Source organism: Rothia sp. 27098_8_27 (assembly GCF_041432805.1).
Lineage (GTDB): Bacteria > Actinomycetota > Actinomycetes > Actinomycetales > Micrococcaceae > Rothia > Rothia mucilaginosa.
In genome coordinates this window covers 96837-121637 of the sequence record NZ_JAPWAJ010000005.1, presented here as the reverse complement: position 1 = coordinate 121637, position 24801 = coordinate 96837, and the positions used below count along the sequence as shown (strand labels likewise).

The 24801-nt window shown below is 57.8% G+C and carries 13 protein-coding genes; 7 read left to right on the top strand and 6 right to left on the bottom strand.

Translation table 11 applies throughout. The features are described from left to right. The first annotated feature begins 77 nt into the window (after positions 1–77). The 7 genes from O3675_RS06925 (at position 78) to O3675_RS06895 (ending at position 12272) form a co-directional block, all read left to right on the top strand. Positions 78–2426, top strand: coding sequence for an HtaA domain-containing protein (locus O3675_RS06925; protein WP_371571713.1), 2349 nt, complete (start codon positions 78–80; stop codon positions 2424–2426). A gap of 183 nt (positions 2427–2609) precedes the next feature. Beyond that, positions 2610–3773, top strand: coding sequence for a hemin ABC transporter substrate-binding protein (locus O3675_RS06920; protein ID WP_371571712.1), 1164 nt, complete (start codon positions 2610–2612; stop codon positions 3771–3773). Beyond that, a complete protein-coding gene (locus tag O3675_RS06915) occupies positions 3773–4852 on the top strand; it encodes an iron ABC transporter permease (protein WP_304274358.1) in 1080 nt (359 codons plus the stop codon). The genes O3675_RS06920 and O3675_RS06915 overlap by 1 nt, the downstream gene beginning before the upstream one ends. Next, positions 4849–5619 carry a heme ABC transporter ATP-binding protein gene (locus tag O3675_RS06910; RefSeq protein WP_371571710.1) on the top strand — a complete coding sequence of 257 codons (771 nt, stop codon included), beginning with the start codon at positions 4849–4851 and terminating at the stop codon, positions 5617–5619. The genes O3675_RS06915 and O3675_RS06910 overlap by 4 nt, the downstream gene beginning before the upstream one ends. A gap of 258 nt (positions 5620–5877) precedes the next feature. Further along, positions 5878–8436 carry an HAD-IC family P-type ATPase gene (locus O3675_RS06905; RefSeq protein ID WP_371571708.1) on the top strand — a complete coding sequence of 853 codons (2559 nt, stop codon included), beginning with the start codon at positions 5878–5880 and terminating at the stop codon, positions 8434–8436. A 538-nt stretch (positions 8437–8974) separates the two neighbouring features. Next, entirely contained in the window at positions 8975–11029 is a 2055-nt protein-coding gene (locus O3675_RS06900) for a glucose PTS transporter subunit IIA (protein WP_371571706.1), read from the top strand. Positions 11030–11243: 214 nt separating this feature from the next. Next, a complete protein-coding gene (locus tag O3675_RS06895; RefSeq protein WP_371571704.1) occupies positions 11244–12272 on the top strand; it encodes a dihydrodipicolinate synthase in 1029 nt (342 codons plus the stop codon). A 168-nt stretch (positions 12273–12440) separates the two neighbouring features. Here the strand turns inward: O3675_RS06895 and O3675_RS06890 are convergent, their stop codons facing one another. The 6 genes from O3675_RS06890 to O3675_RS06865 all read right to left on the bottom strand — a co-directional run bounded on the left by O3675_RS06890 (position 12441) and on the right by O3675_RS06865 (position 24492). Beyond that, positions 12441–14144: an ABC transporter family substrate-binding protein gene (locus O3675_RS06890; RefSeq protein WP_371571702.1), complete on the bottom strand. Its 1704-nt coding sequence runs from the start codon at positions 14142–14144 to the stop codon at positions 12441–12443. Positions 14145–14393: 249 nt separating this feature from the next. Further along, the gene (locus tag O3675_RS06885) at positions 14394–16100 is read right to left on the bottom strand and encodes an ABC transporter family substrate-binding protein (RefSeq protein WP_070505852.1); all 1707 of its coding nucleotides are present in this window, start codon (positions 16098–16100) and stop codon (positions 14394–14396) included. 333 nt (positions 16101–16433) lie between these two features. After that, positions 16434–18143: an ABC transporter family substrate-binding protein gene (locus O3675_RS06880; protein WP_371571700.1), complete on the bottom strand. Its 1710-nt coding sequence runs from the start codon at positions 18141–18143 to the stop codon at positions 16434–16436. Positions 18144–18585: 442 nt separating this feature from the next. Continuing rightward, a complete protein-coding gene (locus O3675_RS06875) occupies positions 18586–20286 on the bottom strand; it encodes an ABC transporter family substrate-binding protein (RefSeq protein ID WP_070685245.1) in 1701 nt (566 codons plus the stop codon). Positions 20287–20693: 407 nt separating this feature from the next. After that, positions 20694–22424, bottom strand: coding sequence for an ABC transporter family substrate-binding protein (locus O3675_RS06870; RefSeq protein ID WP_371571698.1), 1731 nt, complete (start codon positions 22422–22424; stop codon positions 20694–20696). A gap of 367 nt (positions 22425–22791) precedes the next feature. Beyond that, positions 22792–24492 (bottom strand): ABC transporter family substrate-binding protein, encoded by a 1701-nt coding sequence (locus tag O3675_RS06865; RefSeq protein ID WP_303945912.1) that lies wholly within the window; start codon positions 24490–24492, stop codon positions 22792–22794. Between the last annotated feature and the right edge of the window lie 309 nt (positions 24493–24801).

Here is a 24801-nt window from a genome sequence, read left to right as displayed (position 1 = left end):
TTAACCTACACAAATATGGGCTAATAGGTCTAGACTTGATACGAACACCACAATCACAAAATTCAAGGAGACACCGAATGTCTACCACCTCTCTCACCAAGCGCACCTGGGCGTTCTTGGCTTCAGCAACCATCGGCCTCAGCGGCGTCGCCGGTGTACCCGCAGCCTTCGCAACTGAAACCAACTCCCACATCAGCGCCGGTGAGGTAACCGCAGTCTCAGAGCAGAGCCTGCAGGACGTCACCGTCAATTGGGGCCTGAAGAAGTCCTTCCGCTCCTACATCAACGGCGCCTTCTCCCAGGGCTCCCAGGAACTGACCGGCGTCACCACCAACGAAGACGGCTCCTATCACTTCACCTCTGCCGAAGGCACCGTAGCCAACGGCGAATACTCGGTCACCTTCACCGGCTCCTCGATTCACTACACCGCTCACCACGGTCTGCTGGAAGTCATCATCTCCGATCTCTCCGTCACCATTAAGGACGGCGTGGGCACCGTGCGCGCCAACGTTCAGTCGCGCCCCTACAACGGCAACACCACCCCGAACGACCTGGTCGAAACCAAGAACATGACCATCGGCACTTTCAACGCCTCCGGTCTGAAGGTTGAGGGTAACACCATCACCCTGCCCAGCGTTGACGAAGAAAACGGCACCCGCGTCAAGCTTTCCGAAGAGGCAACCGGCGCCTTCGCGGGCTTCTACAAGGCAGGTCAGGAGCTGGATGCACTCAGCTTCTCCGCAACCATCGTGACCAAGGAAGCACCCGCGCCGAGCCCTGAGCCCAGCACTGAACCCAGCGCCGAGCCGACTGCTGCGCCCAGCAGCGGGCCTTCCTCCGCACCGACCAGCGAGGCACCCAAGCCCGCCGAACCCACTTCTGCAGCGCCGAGTGCAGCTCCCACCTCCGCAGCACCCTCCTCCCCCGCCGCAACCACCGAGCCCAAGCGTGAAGAAAAGGTCACCGGCAACGTCGTCGAGTCCGGCACCCTCAGCTGGGATATCCGCGAGTCCTTCCTGAAGTACCTGACCGGCTTCGCGCACGGCTCCGTGAACGTTGAGGGCATGGAGAAGACCGCAGCTGGCGGCTTCAAGTACACTCAGGCATCCGGCGTGTACAACCCCGAGACCAAGACCGGTCAGATCAACTTCGCGGGTACCGCAGAGTTCACCGGCCACAACGGTCAGCTCAAGAGCACCATCAAGAACATGCGCCTGGTCGTCGTCAACGGCAAGGGCACCCTGGTCGCTGATGTTGATGCACTGACCCGCGACGGCAAGTCCGTTTCTAAGACCGGCCTGGCTATCGCCGAGGTGGACCTCTCCGGCGCGAGCGTGAAGGACGGCGTTTTCTCGGCGCAGAACGCGGCAGTCGCGCTCACCGCTGAAGGTTCCGACGTGCTCTTCGCCGGCCAGTACCGCGGTGCCGACAACGCCATGGCACCGCTGAGCTTCTCTGTAAAGCTCAGCGAGCAGACGGCGGAGAACACCGTTGAGATTCCCCGCGTCTCTGAGAACAAGTCCTCCGATAACAAGGGTTCTGAGAACGGCTCTTCCGATAACAGCTCCTCGAACTCCTCCGGTAACTCCGGCGCTAACGGCTCCGGTTCTAACGGTTCGGCAGGCACCTCCGGCAGCGTTTCTAACAGCGGTTCCTCCTCGAACGGTTCTGTCAGCAACAACCCGGCACAGCCTGTCTGCGTACCCGTCACCCGCACCCGCGAGGTGCAGGAGCAGGGCGCATCCGACGGCACCATTAAGAGCGCAAACCTTGGCTGGGGCGTGCGCGATTCCTTCCGCAACTACGTGCGCGGCGGCATCGCGAACGGTAGCTGGGAGCTGAACGGCACCTCCTACTCTTCGGATGCGTTCAACTGGTCTAACGGCACCGGCACCTTCAAGGGCGGCAAGGGTTCCATCTCCTTCAGCGGTTCGGTTCGTTTCACCGGCCACCACGGCATTCTGGACACCACCATTGCGAACCCGCGCCTTGAGATTAACGGCAATTCCGGCACTCTCTACGCAACCATGAACAGCAATGACCCCTCCGGCAAGGCAACTAACTACGGTGAGGTGGCACTGCTGAAGGTGGATCTTTCGGGTCTGCAGAGCTCCTCTGACGCTGTGAGCGTCAACGGTGCGGCAACCACCCTGACCGCTGAGGGCGCGAAGGCGTTCGCTGGCTTCTACGACGCCGGTAAGGACATGGCTCCGCTGAGCTTCTCCGCGGCGATTAACGGCGCGAAGACCACCACCAAGACCGTGTCCGAGACCGTCTACGAGGGTGAGGGTTGCGACCCGGTCACCGGCAAGCCTCTGGCTTCCACCGGCGCCTCCGGTGTTGAGGGCACCCTGGTTGCAGGCTTCATCGCTGTTGCAGCCGGTGCGGGTACCGTCGTGTACACTCGCCGCCGCAAGAAGGCATAACGGCACCTCACGAGGATGCCCACACTGTCGGCTCGCCCGTGAAACTCAATCACGAGGTTCACCGGTAAGCCGACACGGTCCGTGCGGGGGTGCAGATTTTCACTGCACCCCCGCTTCAGGTGCCAGGTTTTACCCTGGCGCCTACCCCAGTTTTTCTAACTCCCTTTTTTCTGTGAGACGACGATGTTTTCTTCCCTTTCTTCTTCTGCCCTGAACCGCCGCGATGCAGTGAAGTATGCGGCGTTCTCCATCACTTCCGCTTTTCTGCTGAGCTCTTGCGGTGTGGGTACTCAGAACCCGGCCGCTTCTTCAAGCACTTCGCAGGCTGTGGTAGATGAGCAGAGCACCCGCACCGTTTTGGAGAACCTTGCCGATCAGCTGCGTTCTTCTATTGCCCCTGATCAGAAGGCTCTGCGCGGTCCCAATAGTGCCGCAGATACCCCCGAAATTCAGCCGATGGTTGATACCCCCACTCCGGCTTTCCCGGTGACGTTCAAGGATTTCAACGGCACCGAGGTGACCGTTAAGTCCGCTGACCGCGTGCTGGCACTGGACCTGTACGGCACTCTGGCTCAGCAGATGATTGCGCTGGGTCTGGGCGGTCGTCTGGTCGGTCGTGTCACCTCCTCGACGGAGCAGTCGCTGGCTCATCTGCCGCTGGTGACTCAGAACGGTCACGACCTGAACGCTGAGGCGATTCTGGCGACCTCCCCGGACCTGGTGCTGTGGGATAAGAGCAACGGCCCGATTGAGATTGTGGATCAGCTACGCGCAGCGGGCGTGACCGTGGTGGTCTTCGATCATGAGCGTCGTATGGATAAGATCATTCCGCAGCTCAAGGCTGTTGCGCAGGCACTTGGTGTTCCGGAGGCGGGCGAGCAGGTTGCTGCCCGCGTGCAGAAGGACCTGGATTATGCTCTGCAGGTGCTCAAGGACGTCGCCCCGAAGGGTGCACAGCAGGTGTCGTTCGCGTTCCTGTACGTGCGCGGTACCGCTGGCGTGTTCTTTGTGCTCGGCAAGGGTTCGGGCGCTGACGATTTGATTCAGGCTATTGGCGGTAGGGATGTGGCGTCTGAGCAGAACGCGACGAATATTATTCCGGCGACCAGTGAGGCGCTGGTGAAGCTGAACCCGGATGTCATTCTGACCATGAGCGGCGGCATTAAGTCCACCGGCGGTTTGGATGGTTTCTTGGCTCGCCCGGGTGTGGGTGAGACGACTGCCGGTAAGAATAAGCGCATTATTGATATGGGTGACGGCCAGATTCTGTCCTATGGCCCGAATACTCCGGCGGTGCTTTTGTCGCTGGCTAAGGCTGCGTACTCGACTCCTGCGGGGGGCCAGTAGTGGCTGCCGTGAAAAGTGCGGCGGGTGCGCGGGATTATCGTGCTTCGCGTCGGCGTCGTGCCGGTCTGACGTTTACGTTTTTGGCAGTGGCGCTATGCGTTGTGATGGTGCTGTCTGCGGGTTTGGGCCAGTACAATATCCCGATTGATCAGGTGGTTGCTTCTGTGGGCCGCCGTCTGGGTCTTGCGCCGGAGAACCCGGCGATGCAGCTGGCGGATAGCACCCTGTGGAATATCCGTTTCCCGCGTGTGCTGTTGGGCGTGCTGGTGGGTGCCGCTTTGGGTACTTCCGGTGCGGTGATGCAGTCGGTGTTTGGTAACCCGTTGGCTGAGCCGGGCGTGATTGGTGTTTCCTCGGGGGCAGCGGTTGGCGCGTGTTTGTCGATTGTTTTGAATCTGCAGTTCTTCGGTATTTTCACGACTCCTGCATTCGCGTTTGTGGGTGCGTTGGCGGCTACTGCGCTGGTGTATTTCCTGTCGCGTTCTTCGGGTCGTGCGAAGGTCCTGTCGATGATTTTGACGGGTATTGCGGTGACTGCGGTGGCGAATGCGATTATTGCGTTCCTCATGTTTATTGCTGATACGACGAGCCGCGATCAGATTGTGTTCTGGCAGATGGGTTCGCTGAACGGCTCCACGTGGAAGGCTGTGGCGAGCGTGTGGCCGGTTATTCTGATCGGCTTGCTGGCGTGTTTTGTGATGGCGTCTTCGCTGGATGTTCTGGCGTTGGGTGAGCGTGCGGCGCAGCATTCGGGCGTGAACGTGGAGCGTCTGCGTGCGGTGTCTATTGCGGCGACGGCTTTGTTGACGGGTGCTGCGGTGGCGTATGCGGGCATTATTGCGTTTATTGGTCTGATTATTCCTCACCTGTTGCGCATGATTTTGGGTCCGTCGAATCGTGTGTTGTTGCCGGCTTCGGCATTGGGTGGCGCGCTGTTGATTGCGCTGTCTGATTTGGGTGCGCGTACGCTGGTGCCGTTTGCTGATTTGCCGATTGGTATTTTTACGGCTTTGGTGGGCGGCCCGACGTTCTTCGTGTTGTTGCGTCGTTCCCTGGGTCAGGGCGGAGGTGCTTCGTGAGTGAGTTGTTGAGCCTGTCCGGTGTGTGTTTTAACGCTGGTGGTCGTCAGATTTTGAATGATGTGTCTCTGTCGGTTGCTGCGGGCGAGGTTGTTTCGCTGATTGGTCCCAATGGTGCCGGTAAGTCGACTCTGTTGGGTGTGATTGCTGGTGATATTGCCCCCAGTAGCGGTGAGATTCTGCTGGATGGCACCCCTTTGGGCTCGATTTCTGCCCGTCAGATGGCGCGTCAGCGTGCGATGCTGTTGCAGAAGTTGAATGTGGCGTTTTCGTACACGGTGCATGAGGTGGTTCAGATGGGCCGTACCCCGTGGAAGGGCACGGAGCGCGCTGAAGAGGATGACTCCGTGGTTGCTTCGATGATGGAGCGTACGTCGGTGACTCATTTGTCGGATCGCGATATTACGACTCTGTCCGGTGGTGAGAGTGGTCGTGCGCATTTGGCGCGTGTGTTCGCTCAGCAGACTCCACTGATTCTTTTGGATGAGCCGACTGCGGCGTTGGATATTACGCATCAGGAGCAGACGTTGCGGGTGAGCCGCGAGTTGGCTGCTGAGGGTGCTGCGGTGTTGACGGTGCTTCATGACTTGGATGTGGCCGCTGCGTATTCTGACCGTATGGTGTTGTTGCGTGGTGGTGAGGTGGTTGCTTCGGGTGCCCCTGAGCAGGTGTGTTCGGCGGAGTTGTTGTCTGAGGTGTATCAGCATCCGATTGAGGTGTTGAGGCATCCGGTGACGAATCGTTTGTTGATTCTGCCGGAACGCTGATTCTGCCGGAGCGTTGAGTTTGCTGACGCGCTGATTTTATGGGGCGTTAGCGAACCATCCCGCAAACACTTTCCACCTCAAAATATGCCAGTATTCGCATATATTAAATCTCCGTTCTGGAATGGCTGTAAATATCAGTTCATTACAGGGCGGAGATTATCTTTATCCCCTCCTGCACGGATACACTGAAAGGTAGTGTCCGCAATACTGAACTCTATTCAGTTCAGCATTCCATCCATTCGAGAAAGAGACCCCCGCATGGATCCTCAGCAGAAAACGGCAGCGCCTGCCGTTGCCGGCTACATTCCCGAATATTCTGAAACACCGCATAGCGGATCTTTCGATATTGCCCAGCACGGTTTGAGCAGCGATGATGTTGCCCGCCTGACTGCTGAAGGTAGGGTCAATACCCAGAACAATAAGTCTTCTCGCACGCTGTGGAGCATTATGCGTGCGCACCTGTTCACGGTCTTCAACTTTGTGTTGGGTGCCTGTGGTGCCGTAGTGATCATGTACCAGCGTTGGGCTGATCTGCTCTTCCTGGGGGCTGTTATCGCTAACGTGGTGATTGGTTTTGTGCAGGAGTACAAGGCGAAGCTTGAGCTGGACCGCATCTCCCTGCTGGACCGCTCCCCCGCTACTGCCGTGCGTGACGGCAAAAGCGTTGAGGTTCCGATGGAGCAGCTGGTTGAGGGTGACGTTGTCATCCTCAAGCGCGGCGATCAGGTTCCGGCGGATGCTGTTGTGCTCACCTCCGATTCTTTGGAGCTGGACGAGTCCCTGCTGACCGGTGAGAACGACCCGATTGCTAAGCGCCCCGGCGATATGGTGCTGTCGGCGTCGAGTGTGCTGGGTGGTACTGGCCGCGTCCTGCTCTCTCACGTGGGTGCGAATTCTCGTGCAAGCAAGATTTCTGATGAGGCGCGTCAGTTCTCGCGTATTCAGTCTGAGCTGCGTGATGCGTTGAACCGTGTGGTCCGCTGGATTACGGTGGGTCTTGCGGTCATTATTCCTGTGGTGTCCTGGGGCCAGATTCAGGCTGCTGGTGGCCTGGAGACCGTGCAGCAGAACCACCTGTGGGAGCAGGTTTCTATTGCTGTGGTGTCCTCGGTTGCTTCGATGATTCCGCAGGGTCTGGCGCTGATGACTACTCTGGCGTTTGCAGCGGCGGCTGTGGCGCTGGGTCGTAAGCACAACATCCTGGTGCAGGAGCAGCCTGCGGTTGAGGTTCTGGCTCGTGTGGATGTGGTCTGCTTCGATAAGACCGGCACCCTGACTGAGGGTGGCGTGATTTTTGATTCGGTGCGCCCGCTGGACACCGTTGCTGAGGCTGAGGGCCCGGATGCTAACTCGGCGGAGCACACTTCTTGGCGTGGTTCTCTGCCTGCCGGTTGGAATGAGGCGCTGGCGTGGTTTGGTCACGATGAGAACGCGAACCCGACCGCTGCAGCTCTGACCGGTGGTTTCCCGGATGCTTCGTCGGCGTCGGTGAGCGGTATTGTGCCGTTCTCGTCGGCTCTGCGTTTTAGCGCGATTGAGTTTAAGGATTCGGGCGCGTGGCTTCTGGGCGCTCCGGAGGCGCTTCTCGCCAAGGGCACCGCTGAGCGTGAGCGTGCCGCCGAGCTGGCGGCGCTGGGTCTGCGCACGATGGTTTTGGCGCATGCTTCTGCGGTGGTTCGCAACGAGAAGGATGAGCCGATCCAGAAGATCCCGTCGGATGCTACCCCGGTTCTGTTCGTGATTTTCCGTGAGAATGTGCGAGCGGATGCGCCTGAGATTGTGGAGTATTTCCATCGTCAGGGTGTGACTTTGAAGGTCTTCTCGGGTGATAACCCGTTCACTGTGGCTGCGGCTGCGAAGACTGCGGGCATGGATACGTCTGCGGGTGCGGTTGATGCGTCGACTCTGCCTGAGGATGGTCCTGAGCTTGCTGAGGCTGCGGCTACTCACAATATTTTCGGTCGTGTGTCGCCCGAGCAGAAGAAGAACATGGTGATTGCTCTGAAGGAGCGCGGCCATGTGGTGGCGATGACCGGTGACGGCATTAACGATGCTCTGGCGCTTAAGCATGCAAGCTTGGGTATTGCGATGGGTAACGCTGCTCCGGCGACGAAGGCTGTTTCTCGTCTGGTTCTTCTGGACGGTAAGTTCTCGTCCCTGCCGGCTGCGCTGGAGCAGGGCCGTCAGGTCATTACGAACATTGAGATGGTGGCTAACCTGTTCTTGACGAAGACTGGTTTCGCGATTCTTCTGGGTGTTCTGTTCAGCCTCTTCGGTTTGACCTTCCCGTTCTTGCCGCGTCAGTACTCGACTGCGGACTTCTTGATTGTGGGTGCGTCGTCCTTCGCGTTGACTCTGCTGCCGAATTCGCGCCGTTACGTGCCGGGCTTCTTGCGCCGCGTGCTGAATTACACGGTTCCGAACTCGATTATTGTAGTTGCGATGCTGTTGGCGGTGACGTTCACGGCTCGCGGCATGGGTGTTGAGGATATCCGTCAGGTTCAGACGGCTTCGTTCATTACCCTGGTGATGATGGGTCTGTGGAACTTGGCTGCGGTGGCTCGTCCGTTCAACCGTGCTCGTGTTCTGCTGTTTGGTGCATTGCTGGCGGTGTTCTTCGCGGCGCTGTTCGTGCCGATTCTGGTGGAGTACCACCAGTTCGTTACTGTGCTTCCGCATCTGCTGTGGACGGCTCTGGGCGCCGGTGCTCTGGGTGCCGCGCTGATTGAGGTGAATGCGCATCGTAATCGCCGTTGGCAGAAGCGTAATTACCCTGAGCTGGAGGTTGCTCCGCTGAATTTCTTCCCGGCTAAGTAGTTAGTCGGAAAGGTAGCTGCTTCGGTAGCGTGTGGGCCCCGTATCCTGTGGATGCGGGGTCCTTCCGCATCTTCAAGGGCGCCCGGTCTGGGGCGTGCCGGAGTATTCCGGAGCCAGCCTGGGCACTCCTAATAGCACTGCCGATGGTGTGTCCCATCTATTACTTGGGTGAAACATTTAACAGCTTCTGATAGCTTTTGCCTCTCACCTTGCTCTTAACTTGGGAAAACCCTTAGAGTTACAGGGAACTATTTGAGAAGGGAAACCTTCTTCAGGGTTGTTACTGGTTTGGCAGGCAAGACCTGAGTTACTCAACACCGTATGGGACGGCAGCATATATCTGCCGAGAATCCCCTCTATTTGCTGTACCGAAGCTCCATAGTGGGCACGAGTGTAGTGCTTCCGGTGGTCGAGAGACTCGGGTCTTTTGTGTTTTCTGGACGTGTTTTCCGGGGCTTTTTCGGCCACCGCAACGTCAGGTAGGCACAGCCTCCGGCAACAACCGCATAGACATTGACCGCATATCTAAGGAAGTATCGTGAATAACCGCGAACTTGGCGAGAAGATTCTTGACGGCCTGGGTGGCCCCGAGAACATCGCGCACATTACTCACTGTGCAACCCGCCTTCGTGTCACTCCTGTGTCTAACGATGCAGTGCAGAACAAGAAGATTGAGGGCCTGCCCGGCGTTCTCTCTGTGATTGAGCAGTCCGGCCAGACTCAGGTGGTGCTGGGCGAGCGCGTTGAGGCTGTGTACAACGAGATCAACGCTCTGCCTTCTATGTCCGGCCACGCTGAGGGTGACACCAAGGTTGAGGCTGAGGGCAAGAAGGCTGGCTGGATCACCAACGTCTTCGACGTCCTGTCTGACTCCTTCCGTCCTCTGCTGTGGGCACTGCTGGGTACCTCGATGATTCTGACCCTGATCGTGTTCCTGCAGCAGTTGGGTTTCTTCGGCCAGTACACTGACTTGACCGGTCAGAGCGTGAACATCGACATCATTAACGGTGCTCGCGTGGCTGATAAGGAAGCCGCTACCGCTCTGAACAACCAGTGGATGCACCAGTTCGCTTTCTGGTACATCCTGAAGGCTGCTTCGCTGTCGGTTCTGAACTTCATGCCCATTATGCTGGGTGCTACCGCTGCTAAGCGTCTGGGCGCGAACATGTGGGTTGGTGCGGCTATCCCCGCTGCACTGATGACCGGTACTTTCACCGATCTGACTGCTCTGGCTGACCCCGCCACCAAGATTCTGAACGTTCCGTTCTTCGGTCTGGATCTGCCGCTGTACGCGTTCAGCTACACCGGTCAGGTCTTCCCCCCGCTGCTGGCTGTTGCTTTGCTGGCTCCGCTTGAGCGCTTCCTGAAGAAGGTTATTCCTTCGATGCTGCAGATGGTGTTCGTGCCGATGATTTCGGTCATGATTCTGGTTCCGGTGACCGCGTTCCTGGTTGGCCCCATCGGTATCGGTGTGGCTATGGGCATCTCTGACTTCCTGAAGATGATTAACGATGTTGCTCCGGCTCTGGTTGGTGCTCTGATTGCTGGCCTGTACCTGTTCATGGTTCCGCTGGGTCTGCACTGGCCGCTGAACGCTGTCATGATTAACAACCTGCAGACCATGGGTACTGACTTCATTCAGTCCCCGATGGGTGCGTACAACTTCGCTGTGTTCGGTCTGGTCACCGGTGTGGCTATCCGTGCGAAGCATGACCGTGAGCTGCGTCAGACTGCTATCGGTGCGTCGATGTCCGGTCTGCTCGGTGGTATTTCTGAGCCGTCGATGTACGGTGTGGTACTGCGTTACAAGCGCGTGATTCCGATTATTCTGGTTCCCGCTGTTATTGGTGGTGCTACCATTTCCTTCCTGGGCGTTAAGTCCTACGCGTTCGCGTTCACTTCGCTGCTGTCGATTCCGGCTATGCAGCCCTCGTACCTGTACGTGATTGGTCTGGCTATTGCGTTCTTCGGCGCTATGACCGGTGTTCTGCTGTTCGGTTACGAGTCGAAGGCTGACGCTGTAAGGCACGCTGCGGAGCGTAAGGCTGAGGATGCTGAGGCCGCTCCCAAGGCTGAGGCTGTTGCTGCTAAGGCTGCTCCGGCTGCTGCCGCCGCGGCTCCCGCTGCAGCCGGTGAGGTCATTGAGCTGCACGCCCCGATTGAGGGTACCGCCGTTGCTCTGGCCGATGTTCCGGACCCGATTTTCGCGGCTGGCAAGCTGGGCGAGGGTGTGGCGATTGAGCCGACCGGTACCACTGTTGCTGCTCCCGCAGCCGGTAAGGTTGCCGCAACCTACCCCTCGGGCCACGCTGTGGGCCTGAAGCTGGAGAACGGCATTGAGCTGCTGATTCACGTTGGTCTGGATACCGTGAACCTTGACGGTAAGGGCTTCAGCGTGAAGGTTGCCAAGGGCGATGTTGTTGCCGCCGGCGACACTCTGATTGAGTTCGATCCCGAGGTTATCAAGGAGGCGGGTTACCCGCTGATTACCCCGGTGATTGTCACCAACACCCGCAAGTTTGCTGAGGTGAAGGGCCTGCCGGGCGTTGCTCACCAGAACCTGAGCACCGTCCTGAAGGTGACCACTAAGTAGTTCGCTTTCTGAGGCTCTAAGGGGCCCCACCATTGTGGTGGGGCCCCTTTCCTTATGCTCCCTTTCCCTTATGCCCTGCTTCCTGATGTGCTGAGTCTTTGGGCCGGGGTTTGCTGGGCAGAGGTTTGCTGGGGTTTAGGCACTGGCCGGGGGGGTATTTCTGCTAATGTGATAATAAGCTCAACAAGGAAGTTCTCACGTGATAGGGAGTACGATGATGTCTTCTGATACTAGGACATGGGATACCGGGGTGTGGGAAGAGCAGCAAAAAGAGTTGCATGCTCTTTCTCCTGTTCGACGGCTGATGCGCCGGCTCAATCTTGAGGCGCTCGTCTACGATTCCCCGCCGTTCCCGGTTCTGCTGCGTAAGCTCTCCGCGCTGATTCCAGCCTGCCTTCTGTGGTGGGTTATCTACGAGCCGCACCGGCTTGCTTCCTCTACCAGCCTCCCCGAGGGTGCTCACGCTATTACGCTGCTCCCCGGAGCCTGGGGTAACCCCGCCACGGGGGCTTACGGCGGTCTTCCTGAGCTGCCGGGCGTCCTCTTGCGCTGGGTACTGTGCATCGCGGCGATGGTGGCTGTCGTTCATGTCTGCGGAGTCAAGGCGAAGGGCCAGAGCTTCACCATTCCTCGGGATGCGCGTTCACGGTTAATTGCGCTGATGCAGGCTCTGGGTATTTTCGGTGCTTTTGCGCTGGTCGTTTGGATCGAGTACATGATGACTCCGCTGACCCTCATGTTTGACACCGTGTATGCGGGCCCCACCGCAGCCTATAGCGGCGACGGCACGATACCCCTGCACCTGTTCCTGTCTTCGTCGTTGAGCGCTATTTTCCTGGGCTACTTTTGCGTAAACATTCTTGCCTCACTGAATATCCCCGGTTACCTCGGCATCCCCGCAATTATCTTCGTGGGGGCTCTCCCCTGGGCTCACGCGGAGCGGCATCAGTTCACGTTGGCACTCGCGTGGGTCATTGCGGTGACGCTGGTGAGCTGGCTGGTGCGCGGAATGTGGGGTACCCCGATAGCTTGCGCTGGATATTCTCTGTGGATTGTGCTGGTGGCAACCAGCGGTGATCCTTTTGACCTGTCCGCCAATATGAGCCGTGTGCTCGTGATTTTGGGTTTCCCGCTGGCGTTTATCGTTGCTGGAGGCGGCGTTTACCGCATCTTCTATCTGCGGCAGAACCCGAAGATGCTGAGGTACCTGCAGGAGCGTGCCCTGTACCTGGGCGAGTGGTAGCAGCCAGTTAGAGTGGCGCTCCCCTAGTTTTTGTAATTACATATCCCGCTAATGTATCCAGCTAAAGGACGCAGAACAAGCGGGACAGAAAAATCCCGGGCACTCTCTCGTGAGAGTACCCGGGATTTCGAGTCCTACAGGACGACTAGAGCGTTACCGCAAGCGGTACTACTCCTGCCAGCCAACGTTGACCCAGTAGTCAGCGCTGGTGTAGCTCTGCTTGAACAGGGACGGACCGTAGTTCGCAACCTTAGCCTTGACAGCGGCGTACATCGGGCCGTTTGCGTAGGGCAGGTACACTGCGACCTTCTCGTAGTAGAGCTTCTCCGCCTCGTTAGCGATCTTGATGCGCTCGTCTTCCTTCTCGGTGTTCTGCAGCTTCTCGATGAGCTTATCAACTTCGGGGTCACCGACTCCGAACACCTCGGTGGTGAAGAAGTAGGGTGCCGAGGAAGCCAGGTCGGGCAGAACGCCCCAACCGGTGAAGATTGCTTCGTAGCTCTTTTGGCCGAGCACGGAGTTGGAGTTCGACTGCGGCTGGTTGTCAGCGCTCAGGCGGATACCTGCGGACTTCAGCTGCTGCTCCAGAATCTGGTAGACCGCCTGGTAGACCGCCTCGGAACCGAAAGAGGTCAGAGCGAAGCCAGCAACCTTGCCGTTCTTAGCGTAGTAGTCGCCGGACTTGGAGTAGCCTGCGGCCTCCAGAATCTTGCCAGCTGCCTGTGCACCGGTGTCACCAGCGTAGTTGTTCTGGTAGCCCTTCTGGAACGGCATTGCGATGATGGAGCCGGGCAGCGGCTCGGTCCAGCCGAGCTGCGAGAAGTATGCCTTAGCGATCTGCTCGCGGTCCACAGAAGCAAGGATTGCGCGGCGCAGTGCCAGGTCCTCGATGCGCTTGGGGTTCAGCTGAATGATGTTGACGTTGGTGTTCTGGCTCTGGCGAATCTCGGTGCCTGCCTGGCCCTTCACAGCGTTGTAGCTGGTTGCGCCCACGAAGGTGAAGGCGTCCAGTTCGCCGTTCTTGAAGCTTGCACGGATTGCTTCGGAGTCCATCTGACGCCAGATGATGCGGTCCAGCACCGGCTTCTCGCCCCACCACTTGTCGTTCTTGACCAGGGTGAGAACCTTCTGGGAGGAGTTCCACTCGCCAACCTTGAAGGGGCCAGCCCAGTACTGGTCGAGGGGCTTGTCAACGAAGCCTTCGTTGAAGAGGTTGACGTCTTCCAGTGCGGGGTGGATTGCGAAGGCGCACAGACCCTCGGAGGGGTAATACGGAGCCTTCATGGTGACCTTGACGTGGAAGTTGTCGCCGTCCACAGCCTCGATGCTCTCAACCTGCTGCCACATGGTGTTGTCGGTGATGTGGTAGGGGTTGTCGGTGGTTGCGCGGTAGACCTTCCACACGGCGCGAACAGCGTTCACGTCCATGGGGGTGCCGTCGTTGAAGGCAGCCTTGGGGTTGATCTTGAAGGTCGCGGTCTGCACGCCATCGACGGTCTCGGTCTTGTGCTCGGTGCAGAACTCGGGGTTGAGGGTGCCTTCGCCTTCGGGGCTCATGGTGTAGAAGCCCATGACAGCAGCGATGTTGCAGGGTGCCAGAGCGTCCAGGTTGCTGGAGGTGTAGCCGCTCTGGGTCTGCAGGTTGAAGTTCGGGCCCAGGGCGGTAGCCGCGAGGGTCAGGGTGCCACCCTGCTTGAGAGAGGAACGGTCCTGCTTGTTGACCTGAAGGTTCTTCAGAATATCTTCAGCGTTGTTAGCGGCACTACCGCCAACCTTTTCCTTCGAGCTGCCGCAGGCAGCCAGTAGACCAACGGTGCCGAGGGCAACGGTGCCGGTCAGGAGGGTACGGCGAGAGACAGACATGCTCTTCATGGAATTTCTCCTAGAGTATTCGCAGTGTTGTGGAGGCGGTACGCGAACGGTGCGTAACCCACACTCCAACCCGGCGGGAGGACAGTCTCTGCCGGGGTTGCGGGCAGAATGCCCACATTTGTTTTAAGTATATCCGTGCGACTCTCTTAGGAACGGGAAAGCGGCGTGCTACAGAAGGTTTTAATCCTTTTGTAACACGCCGCTGTAGCGCTTTTACCCCTTATGGAGTGTGTGAGCGGTGCTCAACGCTTAGTTTTGCTTCTCCCAACCGACGTTGATCCATACGTTCGGGTTGTAGTAGGGCAGGCCGAAGAGCATGGGGCCGTAGTTCGCCAGGCCCTTACGGCACGCCTTGAAGTTCGGGCCGTTGTGGGTGGGCACGTAGATGGCGACCTCGTCCAGGTGGCGCTTCTCCAGCTCGTTCATGATCTTGAGCTGTTCCTTCGGGTCCTCGGTGGACATCATGGTTGCTGCCAGCGAGTCCAGATCCTTACCGTGACCGTTGTTGGTCTCGGAGATGTAGAAGTAGTTCGCCGCATCCACCGGGGAGGTGGTGATGCCGTAGCCACCGGTCTTAATCGCGAAGTTCTTCGAGGAGATGATGCTCGACATTTCAGAGGCACCGTGGTTCTCGATGGTCAGTTCAACGCCGATTTCCTTCATCTGCTGGACGAGGAACTGCGCGGTGGAGCTGACAACCGGGTCGCTACCGAAGGTGATGACCGGGTAGGAGACCTTAGCGCCGTCCTTGGTGTAGTAGTCACCGGACTTGGTGTAGCCTGCGTCCTCAAGGATCTTGGTGGCGACGTCCTTGCCAAGCTTGGTCGGGTAGTTGTCCTGGTAGCCTTCCTGCATGGGCAGCATGCACATGGAGCCGGGCAGGGTTTCCTTCCAGCCGAGCTTCTCGTAGCGCAGCTTCTGCAGCTGCTCACGGTTGAGGGCTGCAACGAATGCGCGGCGGACGGGCAGGGGCACCTTTTCCGGGTTGATTTCGTAGTTGCCCACACTGAGAGCGCTACCCTTGCGGATGTCGGTGTTTGCCACGCCGGAGAGCTCGTTATAGGAGCTGAGGGTGCTGGCGTCCACGTAGTCGATTTCGCCATTCTTGTAAGCTGCCTGCTCTGCCTGGGAGCTCATTTCACGCCAGGTGATGCGCTCAAGAGCGGGCTTCTGGCCCCACCACTTCTCGTTGCGGACGACGGTGAGCACCTTGGAGGAGGAGTTCCACTCGCCGACCTTGAAGGGGCCTGCCCAGTACTGGTCGAGGGGCTTGTCGTTCAGGCCGTCGTTGAAGAATTTGGGATCGGCGAATGCCGGGTGCAGGAACGAGGTGAAGCTGCCTTCGATGGGGTACCAGGGCTTGGACATGGTGACCTTCACGTGGCGGGTATCGCCGTCCACTGCCTCGACGCTTGCGACCTGTTCCCAGATGGGCGAGGGGGTAATCTGGTAGTCCGAACCGGATGCCGCGGCGGTGTAGATGGTCTGGTAGCTCTTGACGGCGTTCACGTCGATGGGGGTACCGTCGTTGAAGACTGCCTTCGGGTTGATCTTGAAGGTCACGGTCTGCACACCGTCAACGGTCTGCGCCTTGTATTCGGTGACGTAGTCCTCGTTCATGTGCGACTCGCCGCGGAAGTCAGCATAGAAGCCGCCGGTGAAGGCGGAGTTGATTGCCGCCTGAATGTTCAGGTTACCGGCGGTGTAGCCGTTGGTGTTGAGGATGTTGAAGTTCGGGCCAATGCCGTCTGCGCTCAGTCGCAGCTCGCCGCTGTCCTTGAGGGCGGAGCGGTCCTTCTCGTTGTAGGAGACTGCCTTGGAGAGGTCGTCGCCGGCGGAGAGAGCGCTGGTTTCGTTCTTGGAGGAGTTGCCGCCGCAGGCTGCGAGCAGGCCGACGGTACCCAGGGCAACGGTGCCGGTGAGCAGGGTACGACGGTTGAGGGTGAAAGTGGTCATTAGTTTTCCTCAGTTAGGTGGGATGCTGAATTTTTGTACGCGGGGGAACACAACCCGCACACCTTTGTGACAGCACGCACATTTTGCATTGGCAATAGTATACACACATTTCCCATGCACTATGACCTAGTTCACCGTTTCAGGGAAAATATTTCAGCCAATCCCCGAAACTGCCCCACCACAATAACCACCCATCAAAAACGCAGAAAAGTCCCGCAGCATCCCGCCTCTGAGGCGGAATACCGCGGGACTTTACCCTTCCGGAGTCTTATGCCGGCGCCTCCAAAAATTCAGAAACTACCGAATAGGAATCCAGAAAATTAACGTGTGGCTTTAGTTCTGCCAACCCACATTGGTCCAGCGCTTGGGGTCGGTGTAACTGGTTGCGAAGAGGGAAGGACCGTAGTTAGCCAGCTTCTCCTTCACAGCTGCGTAGCTGGGGCCGTTAGCGTAGGGGAAGTAAATAGCGACCTTCTCCATGTGCTGCTTCTCAGCCTCAGCAGCCATCTTCAACTGCTCCTCGTGAGATTCCTTCTCGTAAATGGACGCGATGAACTTATCCAGTTCAGGATCGCCTACACCCTCGTTGATTTCGCTGGTGTAGAAGTACTGAACACTGTCTGCGGGGTCAGCACCAATACCCCAGCCGGAGAAGGCGCAGTCGTACTGCTTAGAGCCCATCACGGAGTTGAACTGGGACTGCGGCTGGTTATCCTGCTCAAGCTTAATACCTGCTGCCTTGAGCTGCTGCTCGAGGTTCTGGAACTGAGCCAGGGAGGTTGCATCCGAACCGAAGTAGGTGATGGAGAAGCCTGCAGTCTTGCCGTCCTTGGCGTAGTAGTCGCCATTCTTGGAGTAGCCTGCTGCTTCCAGGATCTTTGCCGCAGCCTCGGGGCCGGGGTTAGAAGGCATAGCGTCCTGGTAGCCCTTCTGGAAGGGCATAGCGATCAGGGAGCCGGTCAGGGGCTCTTCCCAGTTGATCTGGCCGAACTTGACCTTAGCCAGCTGAGAGCGGTCAACCGCTGCGAAGACTGCACGGCGCAGAGCGGTGTCGGTCACGCGGGTCGGGTTGAACTGCAGGTTGATGACGCCGAGGCTCTGGCCGGTACGAATCTGGACACCGGGCTGACCCTTGACAGCGTTGTAGGTTGCCAGGCCAGCAAAGCCGATGCTGTCCAGCTCGCCATTCTTGAACGCTGCGCGCTCTGCTTCGTCGCCCATTTCGCGCCAGATGATGCGATCCAGCAGAGGCTTCTCGCCCCACCACTTGTCGTTGGGCACGAGGGTGAGGGTCTTAGCCGAAGAGTTCCACTCGCCAATCTTGAAGGGGCCGGACCAGTACTGATCCATGGGTTTGTTCACGAAGCCGTTATTGAAGAGCTCCTTGTCGGTCAGTGCGGGGTGCAGACCGAGCAGGCCGAGGGTCTCAGCGGGGTACAGGGGCTTGGACATGACGATCTTGACGCGGGTCTTGTCGCCATCCACGGGGTCGATGGATGCTACCTGCTGCCAGAAGGGAGCGGCGATAACGTTGTAGCCGTCATCAGGGTTGCGGTAGACGGTCCACGCGGCGCGGATTGCCTCAACGTCAACGGGGGTGCCGTCATTGAAGACAGCCTTAGAGTTGAGCTTGAAGGTGATGGTCTGCACGCCGCCAACGGTCTCTGCCTTGTAGTCGCTGACATAGTCGTCGTTGAGGCTGTATTCGCCAGCAGGGCTTAGGGAGGTGAAGCCGATAGCGGAGGGGATGTTGCAGGCGCCACCGAATGCGGTGAGGTTCTCGGTGGTGTAGCCGCTCTGAGTCAGAATGTTGAAGTTCGGGCCGACTGCGGAGACGCTACCGCGGAACTCGCCACCCTGCTTGAGGGAGGAGCGGTCCTGCTTGTTGATTTCGAGGTTCTTGACGATTTCCTCGGTGCTTGATGCAGCCTTACCGCTGATCTTCTTGTCAGAGCCGCCGCCGCATGCAGCGAGCAGGCCGACGGTACCCAGGGCAACGGTGCCGGTCAGCAGGGTACGGCGATTAATACGTAGATGAGTCATGTATTCTCCTCATGCCGGAGGGCTCGGGTGCTATTCGATAAGCGCACCGTGTTGTGCGCTGATTTTTCGGGAGCGCCGAAGCTCCCGCCCATCACCTTTGTGAGAGCCCCCACATTGTTTGTGGTTGAAACACAGTATACCCCCAAAAGAAGCGACGCAGACCACAGTCCAATCCGTGGAAGAACTATACACCGTCTAAAAATCACGGGTTCAGCGCCTGAAACCGCATCATCATGCGGAAGCCGCGTGCGAAAACTAAAAAATGAAATATTATGTAGCATTGGCGCGCGAGCGCGTCACACCCGGTACTTTGAGAGTCGTTACAAGTTACAAGCACAGCGTCGGGGCAACTAAAGCGCACTGAACCCTCCACAAGAAAAAGCTCCCCACCCCTATACGACACTGCGAAAACGTATAGGGGCGGGGAGCTTAAAACTGCGGCTTATGCCATCCAGCCGACGGTAGACCAGTCGAGGCTCTTGAAGAGGAACGCACCGTAGTTAGCGAGCTTCGGGCGGCATGCCTTGAAGTCCGGGCCATTGAGGAAGGGGATGAAGAGGCAAACCTCGCTCATGTGCTTCTTCTCAATTTCGTTGCACTTCTCGGCGCGCTTAGCGTCATCGAGGATGGTGACCATCTCGTCGACCATAGCGTCAATTTCGGGGGTGCCGACGCCGTCCCAGTTCTTGGAGTGGTAGAAGTACTCGGCTGCACTGGTCGGCTCGGAGCCTACGCCAAAGCCCGAAATGCTTACGTCGTACTCACGGTTACCAACAACCTTCGAGAATTCAGACTGTGCACGCGAATCGAGCTCGAAGTTAATGCCGATTTCCTTCATGCTCTGAATGAAGGTCTGTGCCTGGCCCTTGGTGGTGGCGTCATCACCAAAGGTGGTCAGCTTCAGGGTGATGGTCTTGCCGTCCTTCGCGTAGAAGTCGCCGGACTTGGTGTAGCCTGCCTTCTCCAGGACCTTGCGTGCTTCCTCCGGGTTACGTGCCGGGTAGTTGTCGCGGTAGTACTGGGAGTAACCCAACAGAAGCATCGAGCCGGGAACTTCCTCTTCGTAAGGCAGACCCTGGAAGCGAATCTTTGCCAGAGCACCACGGTCGATACCCAGGAAGATTGCCTTACGGACAGCAACATCGGTGATGTGCTGTGCGTTCAGGTTCATACCACCGGCGAAGAGGCGGCGACCGCGGCGGATTTCAGAGTTCGCAACGTCCTTCATCTCGTTGTAGGCGCTGAGGGTACGTGATTCCACGACGTCCAGTTCGCCGTTCTTGTAGGCGGCGCGAGCTGCGGCGTCTGCCATTTCACGCACGACGATGCGGTCCAGCTTGGGCTTCTCACCCCACCACTTGTCGTTGGGCACAGCAGTGAAGGTCTTCTCGGAGGAATTCCAGCCGTTGGGTGCCAGGGTGAAGGGGCCGCAACCGAGCTCGGGGTGGGGGTTGTCCACGAAGCCTTCATTGAAGAGGGTGACGTCGAGCATTGCCGGGTGCAGGATTCCGCCGAAGAGCAGACCCTTGACGGGGTTGTGGGCGGTCTTGAGGACAACGCGTGCGTGGTAGCGGTCGCCATCGATAGCTTCAACGCTTTCGATGAACTCGTAGATACCTGCAGCGCCAATCTTGTACGCGCCCTCGGGGTCACGCTGAATCTGCCAGGTTGCCTTGAGAGCGTCGATGTCGATGGGGGTGCCATCGTTGAAGACTGCCTTGGGGTTCAGGCGAACCTCTGCGGTGATCTTGCCGTCTACTTCCTTAGCTTCGAAGCCGAGGCAGTAGTTGGGGTCGAGCTCATCTTCGCCCTTGAAGGTGCTGCGCCAGATGCCGGCACCGGCGATAATGCCCATGGTTTCGGAGACGGAGGTGCTCGAGCCGTTCTGGGAGAAGCGGTTGAAGTCCGGACCAAGGGAGTAAGTGCTCAGGTTCAGGGTACCGCCCTGCTTGAGCTTCGAGGCATCCTGCTCGTTGATTTCATAGAACGGGGTTTCGCTTGCCTTGTGCTCAGTCTTGGAGGATGAGGAGCCACAAGCGCTCAGTACGCCGGCAGCAGCGACGGCGGTTGCGCCGCCGAACAGTACGCGGCGGCTCATGATCGGGTTGAATCCGGAGAGGGAGGGGATGGGGTGGGGGCTCATGATGGGCTCCTTGTGGGTGTGGACTGCGCTGATGCAGTGTTTGCAGTGTAGAGTGGGTGGCTCGCATGCTCTGGAGGCGGGGTTTCCGCCTGTAGGAGCGCCTGCTATCTGCGGTGATGGGCGGGCAGGTCAAGCCATGCAAAATAATGTGACCTAAAGCTATGTTCTAAGCCACATTTAATATTTTTAGTAGTGTACACCACACACATCACTACAGGTGCGCAACACGATAAATATTTCTCAATTATTACGCCCGACCCTAAGGCAGCCGGCCTAAATCCATATCGGCACGACCCCATCACCCTTCGCGCAACACCCCTCCCCCACCCCCAGAAATAGCCAGCGGGCACAGCAAAGCGGGCCGAATGTGTGCATACACATTCGACCCGCTCATAGGGCAGAACCGTTTAGGAGTTCATCCAACCCACAGCAGCCCAGTCCATCGACTTGTACAGGCGCGGACCGTAGTTAGCCAGAGTCTTCTTGACCATCACAAAGTCAGGACCGTTCGTAATGGTGCCCAGGAAGGCGAACTCCGCCATGTGCTTCTTCTCAATCTCGTTGCAGGCGAGGTTACGTTCCTTGTCATCCTCAATGAGGGTCATGGCGTCGATGAGGGCATCGATTTCCTTGCTGCCGATACCTTCGTTGTTCTCGGAGTAGTAGAACTGCTTGGTACTCTCGGTCGCGTCAGCAGAGACCGAGTAGCCACTGAAGGAAATATCGTAGTCCCAGTTGCCCAAAATGGTGGCGAACTCACTATCGGCGTGTTGATTGATCCGGATCTCAATGCCGACATCCTTCATCTGCTGGGTGAAGGTCTGAGCCTTACCCTTGTTGGTCGGATCGTCACCGAAGACCACCACTGCACAGCCAGCCTTCGTGCCGTCCTTCTCGTAGTAGTCGCCGTTCTTGGTATAGCCGGCGGCCTCCAGAATCTTCTGCGCCTCCGAAACGCTGTTATTCGGGGTCGGGTAAGAATCCTGATAGTAGGGCGAGAAGGGCATGTGAATCATCGAACCGGGAATAGCCTCCTCATAGGGCAGACCCTGGAACTGAATATTTGCCAGTGCTTCACGGTTGGTACCGACGAAGATTGCCTTACGCAGGGCAGCATCCTTGACGCGGCGGGGGTTAATATCCAGGCCTCCGGCGTAGAGGCGGGTGCCCTTACGCAGTTCGGTACCCGCAATATTCTTCACCTCGGCATAGGTGGAGGAGGTGCTTGCACCGATAGCGTCAATTTCATCGTTCTTGAACGCGGCACGTGCAGCGCTGGACTCCATCTGGGTAAAGACGATCTTGTCCAGCAGGGGCTTGGTGCCCCACCACTTGTCATTGGGTACAACACTGAAGGTCTTCGCGGTGGAGTCCCAGCCCTTATCCGCCAGGGTGAAGGGGCCAGCCCAGTACTCGGGGTGGGGCGCATCCACGAAGCCGTTGTTGAAGAGCTCGACGTCTTCCAGTGCGGGGTGCAGAATCTCAGAGAAGAGGCTCTGCAGCGGGTAGAAGGGCTTGGAGAAGGTGACGGTTGCGCTGTAGTCGTCTTCGCCCTTTTCTACGGATTCGACGAATTCGTAGATGCCGCTGGTGACAATGTTGTAGCCGTTATCCAGGCTCTTGAAGATGTTCCAGGTGGACTGGAGCGCCTTGTAGGTGATGGGGGTGCCATCGTTGAAGACAGCCTTGGGGTTGAGCTTGACGGCAACCTGAATCTTGTCGTCCTTCTTGCTGTGCTCGAAGGAGACAGCGAAGTCGGTATTTAGCTTGTAAGTGCCATCAAAGTCGAGGTTCCACAGGCCCGCCTGGCTGATGGTGCTCATAACGTTGACGTTATCGCTGGTGTTACCGCTCTGGGTGTAGAAGTTAAAGTTCGGGCCGATGGATCCGGCGGGCAGGCGCAGGGTGCCGCCCTTCTTCAGGCTGTTCACGTCCTGAGCGTTGATATTGTAGAGGTCTTCGATATTGGCACCGGCACCGGCGGCCTTGGTCTTTTCAGAGCTTGCGCTGCCGTTGCCGCAGGCGCTGAGCAGACCCACAGCTCCCAGAGCCGCGGTGCCGCCGATGAGGGCGCGGCGGCTGAAGCTGTTCTTGGTCGCTTCGTGGCTGCTCGCGGTGTATGCGGTCTTGGCGGTCATGGGAGTGGTTTCCTTCTGTCTTGTGCGGGCGGGCGTATCCCGTATCCCCGAAGTAATGATTATTTATACAGAGTACTGCATAACTTTGTATAACTCCACTGTAGCGCGCCTCAGGATCGAAAACCAAGTATTTTTACAATATTTCTTAATATTTATCGTGTCTTTTGAATATTCATACTACGAATACCCTGTTTTTGCGCAAATTTTTGGGATTTTATCGGATAGCTATACCACCACTCCCCCACATAGGTACACAAAAGCACCCAAAGCCCCCTCCAGAAATGCAAAAAGTGTCCACCCGGATAATCCGGGTGGACACTTTCATATAGCTCTAGGCTATTCACCTAGCAGGTGAAGGGACAAGGACTTACTTAGCCCAACCAACCTTCTCCCAGTGAATGCCGGTGCCCTGGAAGAGGGACACGCCGTAGTTGCGCAGACCCTTCTTGACAAACTTGTACTCGGGACCGTTGATGAGCGGAATCAGCACTGCGAACTCAGCCAGGTGCTTCTTCTCGATCTCGTTGCAAGCCAGGTTGCGTGCCTTGTCGTCAGCAATGAGCTTCATCTTTGCAATCATCTCATTGATCTCATCGGAACCGGCTTCCTCGGGCTTACGACGCATGTAGAACTGCTCGGTAGCCTCGGTAGCATCCGGGGAGCTCGGAGCAAAACCGGAGGAGGTTGCGTCGTAGTCCTTGGAGGCCATGGTCTTGTTGAACTCGCTAACAGCACGGGAGTCGAGCTCAGCATTAATACCTACGGACTTCAGCTGCTGAACCAGGGTCTGACCGACAGCCTTGGAGGTGGGATCCTCACCGAAGATGGAGAACTTGAAGGCAGCCTGCTTGCCGTCCTTTTCGTAGAACTCACCGTTCTTGGTGTAGCCTGCATCTTCCAGAATCTTGGATGCAGCAGCAGCATCGTTGTTCGGGGTCGGGTAGGTGTCCTGGTAGTACTCGTTGAAGGGCATGTGAATCATCGAGTTGGGAAGCTTCTCTTCGTAATCCAGGCCCTGGAAACGAACCTTGGCGAGAGCCTCACGGTTCAGACCAGTAACCACAGCGCGGCGCAGAGCAACATCCTGCATGCGGGCGGGGTTCATGGTCACGCCACCGGAGAACAGGCGAGAGCCTCGGCGGATCTCGATGTTAGCAACGTCCTTGAGCTCCTTGTATGCGGAAGCGGTGGTAGCACCAATCGCATCAAGCTCATCGTTCTTGAATGCCGCGCGCTCAGCAGCGGGATCCATCTGACGGAAGACAATGCGCTCCAGAACGGGCTTCTCGCCCCACCACTTGTCGTTGCGGGTCAGGGTCAGGGTCTTCTCGGTCGAGTTCCAACCACCTTCAGCAATGGTGAAGGGGCCAACCCAGTACTCGGGGTGCGGCTTGTCAACGAAACCAGTGTTGAAGAGTTCCTTGTCCAGCAGAGCCGGGTGCACAATGCCAGCAAAGAGGGTATTCAGCGGGTAGTAAGGTGCGGAGAAAGTTACCTTCACCTTGAAGTCATCACCGTCGCGCTCCACGGAAGCAATGCTGCTGTAGATGCCGCTGCTTCCGATCTTGTAGTCACCATCGGTGCTCTTGAGGATGTTCCAGGTAGCCTGCAGAGCCTTGTAGTCGATGGGGGTACCGTCGTTGAACTTAGCCTGGGGGTTCAGCTCAATGGAGACGACGGGCAGACCGTTTTCTTCGGCGACATCGAAGCTCTTCGCAAACTCGGGAGCCAGAGTGCGCTTACCCAGGGGGTCACCCTGCCACAGGCCTGCGTAAGCCACGGGGCTCATAGCGGTCTGGGTGTACAGGGAGTTGCCGTCCGCGCTGAAAAGGTTGAAGTCCGGACCAATACCCGGAACAGCCAGGCGCAGAGTGCCGCCATCCTTCAGCTCAGATACAGCAGCCTCACCAAGGTCATAAAGCTCCTTGGCATCGGTGCCCACGGTTGCACCCTTGGTGGTTGCCTTGGAGTCCTTGGACGAGCCGCACGCAGCCAGTACGCCCACGGTACCCAGTGCTGCAGCGCCACCGAGAACGGTACGACGGTTCAGGATGAAATTCTTCTCCATGAGAGTGTCCTCTTATACGTTTGACCCTCAATAATCCTGCAGGAAAGCGTCAAGGGTTCCCTGCTCATGCGCCGCAATAGGCTGCGGTGAGCGGTGAATTAGTGCCGGTCTATGAATGTGTTCCTTGAGGTACGCCCCTAGCGGCGCACCCACAGGCTTAATTATGGCTTACCCGCGGTATAGAAGCTCGCCTATAAATATTCATATCTTGAATGGTGAGAAAGGTTACGCCTAGTCAGTGCAGTTTTTCCTGTTTTCTTGCTGGTTTCAGTGCCAAGCGCCACATTCTGAGGCTCCCGCCGTCTCACC

What these genes read in the sequence shown, in the direction of transcription:
- O3675_RS06880 (WP_371571700.1), bottom strand. Translation starts at nt 18,143, where the DNA reads ATGACTCATCTACGTATTAATCGCCGTACCCTGCTGACCGGCACCGTT.
- O3675_RS06890 (WP_371571702.1), bottom strand. Translation starts at nt 14,144, where the DNA reads ATGAAGAGCATGTCTGTCTCTCGCCGTACCCTCCTGACCGGCACCGTT.
- O3675_RS06920 (WP_371571712.1), top strand. Translation starts at nt 2,610, where the DNA reads ATGTTTTCTTCCCTTTCTTCTTCTGCCCTGAACCGCCGCGATGCAGTG.
- O3675_RS06885 (WP_070505852.1), bottom strand. Translation starts at nt 16,100, where the DNA reads ATGACCACTTTCACCCTCAACCGTCGTACCCTGCTCACCGGCACCGTT.
- O3675_RS06895 (WP_371571704.1), top strand. Translation starts at nt 11,244, where the DNA reads ATGATGTCTTCTGATACTAGGACATGGGATACCGGGGTGTGGGAAGAG.
- O3675_RS06875 (WP_070685245.1), bottom strand. Translation starts at nt 20,286, where the DNA reads ATGAGCCCCCACCCCATCCCCTCCCTCTCCGGATTCAACCCGATCATG.
- O3675_RS06905 (WP_371571708.1), top strand. Translation starts at nt 5,878, where the DNA reads ATGGATCCTCAGCAGAAAACGGCAGCGCCTGCCGTTGCCGGCTACATT.
- O3675_RS06870 (WP_371571698.1), bottom strand. Translation starts at nt 22,424, where the DNA reads ATGACCGCCAAGACCGCATACACCGCGAGCAGCCACGAAGCGACCAAG.
- O3675_RS06865 (WP_303945912.1), bottom strand. Translation starts at nt 24,492, where the DNA reads ATGGAGAAGAATTTCATCCTGAACCGTCGTACCGTTCTCGGTGGCGCT.
- O3675_RS06925 (WP_371571713.1), top strand. Translation starts at nt 78, where the DNA reads ATGTCTACCACCTCTCTCACCAAGCGCACCTGGGCGTTCTTGGCTTCA.